Annotated in this window: 12 protein-coding genes; 6 read left to right on the top strand and 6 right to left on the bottom strand. The window is 51.0% G+C overall.

What is annotated here, in order from left to right:
• Positions 1–145: 145 nt before the first annotated feature.
• Positions 146–1138 carry a ribose-phosphate pyrophosphokinase gene (locus AWQ24_RS13825; protein ID WP_012308319.1) on the bottom strand — a complete coding sequence of 331 codons (993 nt, stop codon included), beginning with the start codon at positions 1136–1138 and terminating at the stop codon, positions 146–148.
• 279 nt (positions 1139–1417) lie between these two features.
• Here AWQ24_RS13825 and bioD point away from each other — a divergent pair, with 279 nt between their 5' ends.
• Positions 1418–2131 (top strand): dethiobiotin synthase, encoded by a 714-nt coding sequence (bioD, locus tag AWQ24_RS13830; protein WP_065717147.1) that lies wholly within the window; start codon positions 1418–1420, stop codon positions 2129–2131.
• Here the strand turns inward: bioD and AWQ24_RS13835 are convergent.
• From AWQ24_RS13835 to AWQ24_RS13845, 3 genes are all read right to left on the bottom strand, one after another.
• The gene (locus tag AWQ24_RS13835) at positions 2085–2744 is read right to left on the bottom strand and encodes an ABC transporter ATP-binding protein (protein ID WP_065717148.1); all 660 of its coding nucleotides are present in this window, start codon (positions 2742–2744) and stop codon (positions 2085–2087) included. The two genes, bioD and AWQ24_RS13835, sit on opposite strands and share 47 nt — an antisense overlap.
• A 535-nt stretch (positions 2745–3279) precedes the next feature.
• A complete protein-coding gene (locus AWQ24_RS13840; protein WP_065717149.1) occupies positions 3280–3918 on the bottom strand; it encodes a cofactor assembly of complex C subunit B in 639 nt (212 codons plus the stop codon).
• A gap of 141 nt (positions 3919–4059) precedes the next feature.
• Positions 4060–4560, bottom strand: coding sequence for a pentapeptide repeat-containing protein (locus AWQ24_RS13845; RefSeq protein ID WP_065717150.1), 501 nt, complete (start codon positions 4558–4560; stop codon positions 4060–4062).
• Positions 4561–4969: 409 nt separating this feature from the next.
• On the opposite strand from AWQ24_RS13845, the gene AWQ24_RS13850 reads away from it, so the two are divergent.
• From AWQ24_RS13850 to AWQ24_RS13870, 5 genes are all read left to right on the top strand, one after another.
• Entirely contained in the window at positions 4970–5497 is a 528-nt protein-coding gene (locus tag AWQ24_RS13850) for an FHA domain-containing protein (protein ID WP_062436206.1), read from the top strand.
• 33 nt (positions 5498–5530) lie between these two features.
• Positions 5531–7483, top strand: coding sequence for an FHA domain-containing protein (locus AWQ24_RS13855; protein WP_065717151.1), 1953 nt, complete (start codon positions 5531–5533; stop codon positions 7481–7483).
• The gene (locus AWQ24_RS13860; RefSeq protein ID WP_030007734.1) at positions 7480–7920 is read left to right on the top strand and encodes a hypothetical protein; all 441 of its coding nucleotides are present in this window, start codon (positions 7480–7482) and stop codon (positions 7918–7920) included. Before AWQ24_RS13855 ends, AWQ24_RS13860 begins: the two co-directional genes overlap by 4 nt.
• A 172-nt stretch (positions 7921–8092) precedes the next feature.
• Positions 8093–9709: a protein kinase domain-containing protein gene (locus tag AWQ24_RS13865; protein ID WP_065717152.1), complete on the top strand. Its 1617-nt coding sequence runs from the start codon at positions 8093–8095 to the stop codon at positions 9707–9709.
• Positions 9710–9778: 69 nt separating this feature from the next.
• A complete protein-coding gene (locus tag AWQ24_RS13870; protein ID WP_065717153.1) occupies positions 9779–11710 on the top strand; it encodes a S9 family peptidase in 1932 nt (643 codons plus the stop codon).
• A 6-nt stretch (positions 11711–11716) separates the two neighbouring features.
• Here AWQ24_RS13870 and AWQ24_RS13875 read toward each other — a convergent pair whose 3' ends face one another.
• Positions 11717–12916: a glutathione S-transferase family protein gene (locus AWQ24_RS13875; RefSeq protein WP_065717154.1), complete on the bottom strand. Its 1200-nt coding sequence runs from the start codon at positions 12914–12916 to the stop codon at positions 11717–11719.
• Positions 12917–13043: 127 nt separating this feature from the next.
• On the bottom strand, positions 13044–14141 hold the full coding sequence (locus tag AWQ24_RS13880) for a mechanosensitive ion channel family protein (RefSeq protein ID WP_065717399.1): 1098 nt from the start codon (positions 14139–14141) through the stop codon (positions 13044–13046).
• Positions 14142–14344 lie beyond the last annotated feature (203 nt).

Here is a 14344-nt window from a genome sequence, read left to right on the forward strand (position 1 = left end):
TGAGAATAACGGCCGCTCCCCATTGTAGAAGATTCTTCTGGATCACCGGGGGCGATCGCCTTTGGTTGAAAATTGCCTAAAAAAAAGAGGGACAAATGATCTTTCCCTCCCCAAAATCAATTGATTGTTCTAGCCAAGCCAAAATTTACCGAAACATACTGCTCACAGAACTTTCTTCGTGGATGCGCCAAATGGTTTCACCGAGGAGATTGGCCACCGTCAGCACCGTCAGTTCTTCAAATTGCTTGTCGGCAGGCACCGGAATCGTATTGGTTACGATAACTTCCTCAAACAGACCACTAGAGAGACGTTCCACCGCAGGCCCAGAGAAGACTGGATGGGTCGCACAAGCATACACTTCCTTGGCCCCTTCCTTCTTCAGTAATCTGGCCCCTTCCTGGAGCGTCCCAGCGGTGTCGATCATGTCATCAACAAGGATCGCGGTTTTTCCTTTAACTTCCCCAATGACGTTCATCACTTCGGCGACATTGTGGGCCTGGCGACGTTTATCAATAATGGCCAGGGGCGCATCATCTAACTTTTTCGCAAAGGCCCGCGCCCGCGCCACCCCGCCCACATCGGGAGAGACCACCACAATATCCTCTAAATTTTTGCTTTTGAGATAGTCAATGATCACCGGGGAACCGTAGACATGGTCACAGGGAATGTCAAAATACCCTTGGATTTGCGCCGAATGGAGATCCATCGCCAGCACCCGACCGGCCCCTGCCTGGGTAATCAAGTTAGCCACCAGTTTCGCTGTAATGGATTCGCGACCAGCGGTTTTGCGGTCAGCGCGAGCATAGCCATAGTAGGGGATCACCGCTGTGATTTGGCGTGCCGAAGCCCGACGACAGGCATCGATCATGATCAACAGTTCCATCAGGTGATCGTTGACCGGACGGCAGGAGGGTTGAATGAGGTAAACATCGCAACCCCGGATCGACTCTTGCACCTGGATGTACATTTCACCGTCGGCAAACTGCTTCCGGATCATAGGGCCAAGATCCATGCCCAGATAACGGGCCACTTCGTTGGCTAGGGGCAAATTCGCCGATCCCGAAAAAATCCGGAGACGGTTGCTATCGGTGGGGGTTTGCAGAACAGATTGTAAGGCGAGGGTGGCGGAGTGGCTCACAGCAGAATAAACCTCTCTTTCGGTTTGATAAAGGACATCCAAGGGATCAGTGCAGACACCATAATCCTCCTTTTGGTCGTTTCGATGATATGTGTTACCAAAGTACAATTACTTAGCCCCATTTTTTAGACTGGATAGATACGGTAAAACCATTGGGGGCAATCATCGCCACTGGAAAGGATTAGGGTTAATAGAAAATAAAAAAATTGTTAAGGAAGGTGCTGATCTTCAGGGTCTATTGTACTCAATAAACCTTTAAATTCAATTTGAAATTTTTCTATGCTGCAAAATTGCTTGTTAATCGCGGGAACAGACACGGAAGTGGGGAAAACAGTGGTCAGCTCGGCCCTGATTGCCTATTGGCGTCATTTTCTTCCTTTTTCTCAGCTAGGGGTAATCAAACTACTCCAGACAGGGATCGGCGATCGCCAATGGTACGAAAAATTCTGTGATGGGGGAACAGTTCTCAAGGTACCTTTGGAGTATGAAACCCCGGTTGCGCCCCCGGTGGCCGCTCGCCTAGAGGGAAAAGCCATTGATCTGGGAATCGTCTGGCAGGAGCTCCAGGATTTGAGTAATGCTCAAGATTTTGTCATTGCTGAGTCCCTGGGGAGCTTAGGATCGCCTGTAACTGACGAGTTGACGGTGGCAGATTTGGCAGGGCAGTGGAAGTTACCGACGCTGTTGGTGGTGCCAGTGAAATTGGGTTCCATTGGCCAGGCGATCGCCCAGGTGAGTTTGGCGCGGGAACGGAAGGTCAATCTCAAGGGAATCATCCTCAGTTGCGGTACCCCTGAAGCCATGGGACAAATTGAAGCTTTGACGCCACCGACCATGGTGCAACAGTTCACCCAAATCCCGGTGCTTGGGGTCATGCCCTACGCTGAAAATTTGCTGGATGCCCAAGCCCTTGCCAAGGTTGCCGCCCCTTGGCACCTGGAGCAGTTTATTCCGCCGACGTATTTGCGACCCCAGGCTCCTTTGTCACAGTAACTTGACCCCGATCAATGTGCCAACAACGGTCGGCGATCGCCTCTAGCTCGTGGGGATCGTGGGTGACGATGAGCAACGTCCAATGTTGTTTGAGTTTCGCCAGTAATTTTGCCAGCTGCGATCGCATTGACCAATCCAAGCCCGCCGTCGGTTCATCCAACATCAACAGGTTTGGCTGGCGGATCAATTGCACCGCGAGGGATAAACGCCTTTGCTGGCCGCCACTCAGGGCATGGGGTGAAGCCTTGAGATCCAAATTTTCGAGACCCACCTCCGCCAAAGCATCTTGGATTTGTTCTAGGCGTAATTCTGGATGGCCAAACCGGACTTCCTCTAAAATCGTCGAGGCGCAAAAGTGACGCTCCGGAAATTGAAACACGAGGCCCGCCAACTGTTGCAAGTGGAGATTACTTAAAGTTTGTTCTTGCCAGCGGATCTGCCCCTGGGTCTGCTGGGCCAAGCCCGCCAAAATTTCGAGTAACGTCGTTTTCCCAGAGCCACTCGGCCCCACAATCATTCCCATTTCCTGGGGAGCTAACTTAAGATTCACCTGCTGCAAAATCGGCTCAGGCGTTGCCGCAGGATGGTACACCAAATCTTGGATGTAGAGCATTGACAGGCCCAAAGAAAAATCTTTTCCCAAGCTACCATAGCCGTTTGTGTAAGGGGGCGATCGCCTGGAAAATCGACCGGGTAAACTTGAGGCCAAGTATTTACTTTTCTTCACAGAAAAAAATGTTTTTACTCAGTGAAGAATAAACTTTCATTGAAAGTAATTGTTTTGGTCAAGAAACCCTGTTAAATTAAGAATTGAAGTTAGGTAGAACTTAACTTCCCTGGCAGATAAAACAGCCACTGTCTGAGTAAAGTAAAGTTAGTTAAGGAGATAAACCAAGCTGTTTCTTTGCATATCTGTCTCGTCGAACGAAACAAAACCACTCAAGCGTGAAATCCATACTTCCAACCACCTGTAGCAGCAGGGAGCAACCTAACTGAATAAACTGTCAAGTCGGGCAGCAAGATGATTCAGTTAATGTCTCCAGAGAGTCTTAGTTAAAGGGTTCCGGAAGTTCTCAGGAAAGTAGGTTATGGGTGGTTTTGTTCTATTAAGATTTAATTTGTATGGGAAACTCTTCACCCGAAAATCTCTAAACCTCCGCAAGGGCGATCGCCAATTTCTCAGCAAGAGCTGCGACCCAATTTTCATCTTGTTTTGTATAGCTGCGGGGAATATTTGTCCCCAAAACTAAGAGACCTGTTTCACCGAGGGGCTGACAAATAATGCCCTGGGTATTTTCTGGTAAATAATCAAATTCAACCCGCCCCGGATACATTTTTAAGGTCACCAGATACACTGCCTTTTGGGTTTCAAGAACCCGTTTGGCGATCGCCCCAATATTAAATTCTTTCTTCGCTCCAAAAATGCCCCGCCGCAGAATTGTCTCGCCATCATGGTAAACCACCACCGATTTCGTCACCGTATTGGTCAATAGTAGGTGGGATGCCCAAGCAAGCTCTGTTTTGACAGCGTCCGGCAGATCCTCGGCCAGCTCAAACTGCTCTTCTCCTTCTAGAATCACCGCTTCTGGAGCCTTAGGCTGGATCTGCTCCCACAGTAAGGTGGTCAAAATCAAAACAGCACTGAGAATCACCCCCACCACGTCGGAACGGGCCTGGGAATCACTGAGGGCGGGAGTCAGTAAACGGTTCACCATCAACATTGTGCCCCCGATCATCCCGACGGTAAGCGGTAGATATTGCAACGGATTGCGCCCAGAATCAGCCATGGTAAACCCCAAGATATTTTGTTTCAGCTTCCCTGAATTGATCGTTGAAAGTCAATAAAACCCCAAACAAAAACCACCTCGCCAGGGTCGCTCAGGTGGTCAGTGGGCAGTGATTCAGCCTTTGAAATTTAATGGAAATACCTAGGGGCAGTATAGGGTTGCTGCGGTGTCACGGCCCGTGGTGGGATTGGTGCCGCTGGCCAGTTCGCAAAGCTTGTCATTTTCCCGCGCCAAGATCAGGGCATCAGTGAAATCGGCCCCTTCAATGACTGTGGATGGCGTAATTTTGACGCTGGCGAGAAAAGCCCCCTCTAGGTTGGCATTTTTAAAGTTCGCGTGGCCAATACGGGCAGAATCTAAGACGGCACCCCGGAGATCAGCCCCTTCAAAGTTGACGAATTCGAGATTAGCCGAGAAAAAACGCACCCCCCGCAGGTCTGAGTAACTAAAATCGCAGCCCCGGAGACTGGAGAGATCGTAACTATTGTCCCGCAAGTCCTGGTGGGAAAAATCTTCTTGAATAAAGGTGCGCTTGTTGTAGTCCACGGCCCAGGCCTTTGGTGGGTCAAAATTGCCCCAGGCGAAACTTATAATCCCCATAACCAAGGCGATCGCCATTAGCCGTTTGCACATTGCTAGCATACCAGTCAGCTCCCAAGCTCTTTTCGGTAAAATTCACTCAAGCCTATTTTATCGGGAATCGACCCCAACAAAATACGTCCGCAGGATTGGCCTGGATCAAAAAAAGTGTCTTTTCTCCAAAAAAATAATTCGCTTTTTAGAAATCCTTGAGGACAGTCGTTGAAAAATAGATTCACCTTTAAATGTCGATCAATTTCCCATAGAAAAGAGTTGATTTGTTCAAAAAACTATTGATTTAAAAACTAAATTTTTGACAAAGAGCATCACTAAATCGGCATGAATAAAGCTAACATCTGGCCATTAAAAACCATAAAGTTTCTGCTTCTTTTTAGCGGATGATTATTATAATTTGACAGAAGACAAAGCCAATCTATACTTAGACAGCTACGCGCAGTCAGTCTTGAGGACAATGGAAAAATTAACCCTAGCGTGGTCGTTACAAAATCATCTACACCACTACACATTCCACCAAGCTGCAACCACAAAAGTTGCCCAAAAATTGCGGATTGGCCGAGACCCAGCCCAGTGTGACATTATCTTTGCTGACCGCAGTGTTTCTTCCCTCCATGTTGAGCTATTTTTTAGTGCGGCCTTAGATGCTGCGCTCATTCAGAATCTGCGTCCCTCTAATCCTCCCCTCATTGATGGCTTCCAACTGACCCAAGGAACAGCCAATCTATCCCAGGGCAGCCAGATTCAACTGGGTCGCATTCAATTGCAGGTATCCCAGTTAGTCCTACCAGGCCAAGTTCAGGTGGCAGCCCCGCCCCAACCCCAAGTCCCCAATACGGCCTCAGCCTACGGTTTAAAATGCCCTAATCCGTCCTGTGGCAAGGTTTCTCGGTATGATGAGCAAGTGCTTAAACAAGGGTGTCCCTGGTGTGGATTTTCCTTAGCCGCCGCAAATACGGTGATGATGGTGCGGCCACAGTCCTAGGGTTTCTCTTGTTTCTCCTCAGAATTCATTGATATGACAACATTGCAGCAGGTCTGGTTAAGCTGGAAAGATCCCCTCACAAGTGACATGCAAACCTTAGCCCTGGGATTACCCATTGCCATTGGTCGTGATGCCAACAGCATGCCAGCGGCGATCGCCAATGGACAACCTGTCGCCAAATTAACCCTCAATAGCTCCCAAGTTTCTCGATACCATGCCCTCATTTCTCTCCAGGCCGATCAACTGTGGATTGGGGATCAAAATAGTAGCAATGGCGTGTTTGTGAATGGCCAGCGCCAAACCCAAAGGAGCTTGAAATCTGGGGATGTGGTGCGGATTGGCCCCTATGAAATTTCGATTACCACCACCGCCCCCAACCAACCTGCGACCCAGCGCCGCTCCAGCGATTCTTTTATTCAGGTGCCAGACCAACAACTGCCGGATCCCCCCAGCAGCAGTTCCCCATTAGAAACCTTTCCCCCCGCAGAATTTCAAGCGCAGTATGTCAGTCCTCAACAGTTATATGCCACCGGATTACCCGTCGAAGAGATAGACTATGTGGCCATTGGGGCCGGGCTTGGCAGTTATATCTGGGTTGATTTTTTACGGGTTTACGGGGTGCCGGCCCAGCAAGTTCGTGCTTTGGGCCTAGAAGGAAAACCCTATGGCCGCTACCAACGGCTCTGCTTAAACTCGCAAATTCCTGCCCACGAGCGGTTGCGGTCTAATTCTGATTCTTGTCCGGATAATCTCTGGGGTTGGCCGAGCTATGCGCTACGGGAAGCCTACGGCGATTTTTTGCGGGGACATTTCCAGGCAGCTCTACGGCATCTCTGGCAGGTCTTCACGGAACCGATTTTGACGGAAACCTATACGCCTCGTTCTGGCAATGTCTTCAAATCTATTGACCGGGAGGCGGCACGGATTGGGTGGCACCATATGTATCGCTTTGGGCGGGTACGGGCAATCCGGAAAACCGATGATGGTCGTTATGCGATCGCCTATTCTGCGGGACGGGGCCGCCATGCCTTTGTCATTGGCCGTTATGTTCATCTGTGTACCGGATATCCGGTGATCCAATTTTTGCCAGATCTCCAGGACTACCGCGAAAAAACAGGGGATTTTAAAACGGTCGTCAATGCCTACGAAGAGCATGACCACGTCTATAGCACCCTCGAACGCCAGGGGGGGACAGTCTTGATTCGGGGTCGGGGGATTGTCGCCTCTAGGGTGATCCAGCGCATCTACGAAGCCCGCCGCCGTAACCCCAACATTTCGATCTTGCACCTAATGCGATCGCCAAAACCCGTGGGAAATAAATTTGGCCTGGCCCAGCGACCCGTGAGCAACCATTTTGAACTGCAACCGTTTAATTGGCCTAAGGCCTGTTGGGGCGGCACCCTGCGCGAACAATTAGAAAACGCTGCCCCCAGGGAACGCACTAACCTCCTGGCCGATTGGGGCGGCACCACCACCGCCGATCGCCACGACTGGCGCGATATTATCCAAACGGGTTTAGATAAAGGCTGGTATCGAATCGTTTTTGGGGATGTCGTAGCCGTCGAACCCGATGCCCAAGGACGTCCGGTGACGCGGATTCGCGAAAAAGGCATCACAGGGGAACTCACCCTCACCGCCAACTACATCATTGACGCCACGGGTCTCGATGGTAAAGTCAAATCCACCCCCCTGCTCAATGACCTCGTGACCCATTACCAACTGACCCTGAATGCCCTTGGCCGCTTCCAGGTGAACAATGATTTTGAAATGCCGGAAATGCGTAACCGCTCAGGACGAATGTACGCCGCCGGCGCCATTACCTTTGGTGGCCCCCATGCCGCCGTCGATAGCTTTTTGGGGTTGCAATACTGTGCCCTAAAATCAGTAGAAGCCTTGGCTCAGGAAAATGCTTCCCAGGTGCGCCCTTTGCATCCCCTGGCTTCCCTATCCCAATGGTTTAAATGGATTAACAATCAAGCCCCATGACCCCAACACTCCTTGGCCGCTGGCAAACTCGACTTCTTTTGATGGGTACGGTGGGTGCCCTCCTCACAGTCTGCTTTGCAGAGGGACTCTGGGGTAATCCCGTTGGTGCTGTCTATTGGGCGGTTTGGGGTTACATCACCGTTTTTGGCCTTGGCTGGGACTGTCTTTACATCTATTTACAAAATTACCGTTGGGATCAAGATTGGCCGGCGATTCTACAATGGCTGGCGGCCCTCTGGGAAGGGATATTCTTTTTGTTTTTGTGGGCTGGCTTACCGAATTTTGCGGGCGTCGCCTTACCCCTAACGGCAGATCTGTCTTTAACCTGGTTTGTGATTCACTACGGCTCGGTTTGGCTGGGGATCTTTGTGGTGTCCCAGAGTTTGATGCGCATCTTATTTCCCCTGTGGCGTTTCCATGGTGGACGTTGGTTTTAGAAACAAAATTTTCCCAGGGGCGGCCTTGATATTTGACGGTAAGTAGAGGGCGATCGCCTTTTTGCAGTGGGAATTTCTCACCTCTAACCAGACTTTTGAGATTCTCCGTTTATGATGAAAGCATCAAAGGCCCCAAGTACTCCTTTGACATCGCGAAATATAACCTGAAGCCATGACGAAACAGACAATCGGTTCTGGTCGATATCAAATTCTCCGTGAGTTGGGTAGTGGAGGATTTGGCGTCACATACCTCGTAAAAGACAGCTACATGCCCTCCCAGCCCATCCGGGTCGCAAAACAGCTTCGGCCCATTGAGGATCAATCCGAAATCTATCGTCTGGTGCAGGAACGTTTCCAACGGGAAGCCGTATTACTAGAAGAACTCGGCAGCAATCCCCAAATTCCGAGCCTCTATGCCTATTTCGAAGAAGATGGCAAATTTTACCTCGTCCAGGAGTACATCGAAGGCCAAACCCTAGAGGCACTTTTAAAAAATGAAGGGCCCCAGTCCGCCGCCACCGTCCGGCAAATCTTAGTGGATACCCTCGATATTTTGGAATTTATTGAAACCAAGCAAATTATCCACCGGGACATTAAGCCAGAAAATATCATTCTGCGCGCAGCGGACAAAAAACCGGTACTAATTGACTTTGGCGCAGTCCGGGAAATTATGGGCACCCAAATGATGAGCAGTGGTGCCACCCCAAAAAGCTCCATCGTGATCGGTACCCCTGGGTTTATGCCCCCGGAACAGGCGTCCGGTCGGCCTGTTTTTTCGAGTGACTTGTATGCCCTCGCCCTGACGATGGTCTATCTCCTCACCGGAATGATGCCCCAAGATTTTCAACATGATCCCATCACCGGCGAATTAACCTGGCCCAGTCAAAATATCGCGGATCAACATCTGGTGGCGGTGCTGAATTTTGCCATTAAGCCCAATCCGAAAGAACGGTTTATGACGGCTAAGGCAATGCGGGCGGCCCTTACAGCGGCGATGCCTAACAATCAAGCCACGGAGGTCATGCCAGAAATTTTACCGACCATCGTTGCCTCTACCATTGCCACAGCACCAGTTGGCACGGGTTCCAATGCTAATGCTGCGGCTGGTACGCCGGTCACACCGCCAACAGAGATTACCGGGGGAGGCCAGGCCCCACCGACCTATCACGTGGCCGAAGAGCTTTCTTTTTCGGCGGCAGATTTACAACAAAACAGTTCCAAAAAACGCGGCGCTCCCTGGGGATTACTCCTGGGTTTAGGGCTACTGGGACTGGGTGGCTACCAACTTTATCAAGTGGTGCAACAACGTCAAATTGCCGGGGAAGTCCAACCAGGGGTAACGCCCAGTAATCCAAATCCGGGGACAACGCCACCGGGAAATGGAGAAAACCCAAATCCTAACCCCACTAATCCGACCACGCCAGCAACCCCGACAACCCCCACACCAACAACACCCGATCCGGTTATTACCGCCCCGACTGATGGCGTCTTTTTTGGGGCGATCGCCTTTTCGGAGGCCACCGGGGAATATGGCTATGTGATTGATGTACCCACCCAAGCAGAGGCCGAGCAAGCCGCTGTGGAAGATTGTGAATTTTTTGCTGCGTCTGGTGATTGCCAAGCCTTGGTTTGGTTCCGCAATGCCTGTGGGGCGATCGCCATGGGGCCAGAGGCCTATGGCAGCGGCTGGGGGGCTGATATTGAGAGCGCCGAGGCAGCAGCCCTCGATGTGTGTAGTGATTTTGGCTCCGGCTGTGAGGTGGTCGATTCCATTTGTACAAGCCAATAACCATTGTGGGCCTGGCTTCCCAAAAGGTAGAGTAATAATCAGTTTGAATTTTCTTGGGTTTTTTCTACCATGGCCACTCCGCAAACCGCCCCCTACGGCACTTGGCGATCGCCGATTACCTCCGACCTGATTGTTTCGAGCAGCATTGGTTTAGGGGCGGTGGCCTGGGCTGGTACAAATCTTTACTGGCTTGAGGGCAGACCCCAGGAAAAAGGGCGCAGTGTGCTGGTAAAACGCAATGGCGATGGAACGACAGTTGATATTACGCCGCCGGATTTTAATGTGCGTAGTCGTGTCCATGAGTATGGTGGTGGTGCTTTTTTAATTACGGAAGCTGGCACCGTTTATTTTTCCAACGATGGCGATCGCCGCGTCTATGTCCAAGCGCCAAACCAGGAACCCCAAGCCTTAACCCCAGAAAATCAACGCCGCTATGCTGATTTCATTCTTGATGCAGCCCGCAACCGTTTAATTTGTGTTAGCGAAGACCACAGCGTCCCAGGCCACGAACCCAAAAACGATTTGGTGGCGATCACCCTCGATTCCGGCGACCTTCAAGTCCTTGTTGAAGGCAATGATTTCTACACTTCGCCCCGTCTTTCCCCCGATGGGAAAACCCTCGCCTGGGTTAGTTGGGATCACCCCGATATGCCCTGGGACAACAGCCAACTTTGGATCGCCGCGATTCAAGGGGATGGCACCTTAGGAGAAAAAACGCTCGTAGCTGGGGGCAATGGTGAATCCGTCGTTGAACCCCGTTGGTCGCCCGGTGGTGTGTTGTATTTCAGTGGCGATCGCAGCGGCTATTGGAACCTCTATCGCTACGTTGAGGGAACTATCCAAGCGGTTTATCCTGCCGAAGCGGAATTTGGCTATCCCCACTGGGTTTTTGGGGAATCGATCCTCGGCTTTATCGATGAAACGACCCTAGTCTGCACCTACAACGATCACGGCACTTGGAAACTGGCGACCCTCAACCCCGACCGCCGTGCCCTTACGCCGATCCCCGTCCCCTACAGCAGCATTAGTGACCTCCAGGTGCAGGGGGAAATGATTGCCTTTATCGGCGGTACTGCCACCCAACCCACCGCCATTGTTACCCTGGATCTGTTTACGGGGGAAACGGTACGGGTCACGGAAGCCAGCACGTTAAAAATTGATCCTGGCTATCTGTCTCAACCCCAGGCGATCGCCTTTCCCACGGAAAACGGCCTCACCGCCCACGCCTGGTATTACCCCCCAACAAACCAAGATTTCCAAGCCCCTGCGGATACGGCACCACCTCTCTTGGTAAAAAGTCACGGTGGCCCCACGGCGATGGCTGCAGCGAGCTTAAACCTGCGGATTCAATATTGGACGAGTCGGGGTTTTGCTTTTGTAGATGTAAATTACGGCGGCAGCACGGGCTATGGTCGGGAATATCACCAACGCCTTGATGGCAATTGGGGCATTGTCGATGTGCAGGATTGTGTCAACGTGGCGAAATATCTCGTGGCAAAGGGGTTAGCTGACGGGGAAAAATTGGCGATCGCTGGGGGCAGTGCCGGGGGGTACACAACCTTAGCCGCCCTCACCTTCCATGATGTCTTTAAAGCCGGAGCCAGTTATTACGGCATTTCTGACCTGGAAGTGCTCGCCACCGATACCCACAAATTTGAGGCCCGCTACCTCGACCGCCTCATCGGTAAATATCCCGCAGAAAAGGAAAAATACATCAGGCGATCGCCGATCCATTTCACCGAAAAACTCGCCTGTCCCGTTATTTTCTTCCAGGGCTTAGAGGATAAAGTCGTCCCCCCCAACCAAGCGGAAATGATGGTAGAAGCGATTAAAACCAAAGGTTTACCCGTCGCCTACGTTCCTTTTGAAGGAGAGCAGCATGGTTTTCGCCAAGCTGAAAATATTAAAAAAGCCCTCGACAGTGAATTTTATTTCTACAGTCAAATCTTTGACTTTACCCCAGCAGATCCCCTGGAACCCGTGGAAATTATCAACATCTAACCAGCCCTAACGAAAATTAACCGGATCTTGGTCGCGGCGGTGGCGCACCGGGATTGGTTCCCCTTGTCTCTCGCCAGCCAGTTTCGCGGTATTTTCCAAAGCCGTCCGTAAATGTTTCGCCGCATAGATCGACATATCTCTCGGTACATTCAGGCGATCGCGCAGATACCGCAGGGCTTTGTCGGCATCCTGGGGCGGTTCACAAACTTCTCCTGTCATCATGGCGGTCAGGGCACAGCGCAACGCTTGGTCAAAAAATTGATCGTTGGCAGGGTTAACCTTAACAATATTGCGACGATGTTTAATCACCCGGTACAGGGCTTCTTGTTTGGCGTTGGCTGGCTCAGGGTAAGCGACATCCGGCAGCCCGAACCAATCCCCTTCATCAACTTTGAGCTGGTTCTCTAAAGCTTGGGGTTCCCCGTTGGCATAGCAGCCGCCCATTTGTGGGGGAAGGTCATGGACATGGGTATGGAAATCACTCTGGGTACCCCGATAGGTTGCACGGGTTTCCATGGCGTCAAACCAGGCGGCAAATCCAGGATTTTCCTCCCGCAGGGAATAGCCTTTGTAGTAGTAGAGGCTGGCATTCATCCGCTCTACGTAGGGCGTAAAGCTCACATCAACAACGCTAAATTCTTCGAGGAAGTAAGGGCCTGGGGTGGCGGCTAGGGCTTCTTCTACCTGTTGCACCACTTGGATAAACTTGCGGCGGCCCTCTTTATCTTGTCCGGGAAATAGCGGTGGTCGACAGAGCCAATTGCACCAGGCGCGGAATAGTAATCTTTCGAGGCGACGCAGGGGCAAAACTCTGGGATCCGTCAGACTGAAAGTGAGCGGCCCAAATGCCTGTTCTAAGGCGAGCAAAATATCGTCGCTCTCGGTGATCATGCGTCCATCGAGTTCCAGGGCTGGCAGCATGCCAGAGGGGACTTTTTGTTTGTACCAGGCTTCTTTTTCGCCGTAGCAAAACATGGTTACTTTCTTGATGCGGTAGGGGATGCGCATTTCCTCTAGCCAGAGCCAGACCTTTTGGCAGTAGGGACACCAGGCATGGTTATCCCGGTAGAAAGTCACCCGAATATCGCTTTCTGACTGACCAAAGAGCCGTAAACAGGATTGAGCGTTGGTCGGGCCGTTTTCGTAGTCAAGCTGAAAATTGGTGAGGGCTTCGAGTTCTGGCCAACTGAGGGGGGCAAGGGGCATCGCTTTTGGGGAAATACGCAACAGTTGATTATTATGACGAAATTTTGTGGCTGGGGGCGATATCTGGTCAGAAAAAACCCCCAAATTTAAAACTTGGGGGCAGCACTGTGATCAATAATTCAATGAATTAACTGTTCGTGGCAGTTTCTGGGGCGATCGCCTTTTCGGCGTTGGTATTTAAGCCCTGGACGTAGGTCACATTCGTCGGGTAGGCGAATTCAATGTTCCGCTGACTGAACGCCTCAAAGATGGCTAGATTAATTTTCTGTTGGGTGTCCATGTAGAGGGCGTAGTCACTACTTTCAACGTAGTAGACAATTTCGTAGTTCAAACTAAAATCGCCATAGTTGGCAAAGTGAGCCCGGTCGAAACTAACCTGTTCCTGGGCGCTAATGATGTCCTGGATGAGGGCCGGAATAATTTCTAATTTTTCTTTAGGCGTTTCGTAAAGCACACCGAGATTAAAGACAATCCGTCGCCGCTTCATGTGCTTAAAGTTGCGGATGCGGGAGCCTGTGAGGTCGGTGTTGGCCATGACGATTTCTTCGCCGCTGAGACTCTTGAGCCTCGTGGTTTTGATGCCGATATATTCGACGGTACCGATGAAATCGCCCACGATAATAAAGTCTCCCAGGGCAAAGGGACGGTCGAGGACGATGGAAAAGTAACTGAATAAATCCGTTAAAATCCCCTGGGCCGCAAAGGCGATCGCCAAACCCCCAATCCCCAGACTGGCAACCACAGCAGAGATATCAAAGCCAAGGTTATCCAGGAGGAAGACCGCACCGATAGCCCAGAGTATGGCGCGCAAAATGGGCATCAGCGCACTAAAACTCTGTTCTAGCTCAATGTCGCCTTTGCGCAGGAGGTAAGAGCGAATCGCATATTCTGCCAATTGGGAAATGAGCTGAATGCCGATCACCGTCGTGGCAATAACCGTCAAAGCCCGCACCGCTTGGTTCAGAATGGGGTGCAAGTTGAGATTCCCAATCGCCAAAAAAACGTTCCCCACATAGAGGAGACGCACTAGGGACTGACTAAGAATTTTCGTGATGCGCGGATCGAGGGTCGTTTGGGTCTTTTTGGCCCAGCGCCGCAGTGAACTGAGAATGAGCGCCCTGAACCCATTGATCAGGAGAAAGCCCACCACCAGCACGGCGATCGCCATGGCATAGGCGGCGAGGGTATTCCCCAAAATACTTCGGGTAAGAAAGTCTAAATTCATAAAAAAAGATGCTTGAAGCTGCGTAAAAATCAAAAAAAGTGAATATTTTGCAGTAGATGCCCGTCCAACTTAACAAAAATATATAGAATCTGCTTCTGGTCAACGATGTAAAAGCAACCTTCCCTGGGATAGATTTTTCGATTCTCAAAGCTTTAAAACAGGCGATCGCCTGTCTCCCGGCGTGGATCAGTTAGGATAATTTG

It is taken from the genome of Picosynechococcus sp. PCC 8807 (genome assembly GCF_001693295.1).
In the GTDB taxonomy this organism is placed as follows: Bacteria; Cyanobacteriota; Cyanobacteriia; order Cyanobacteriales; family MRBY01; genus MRBY01.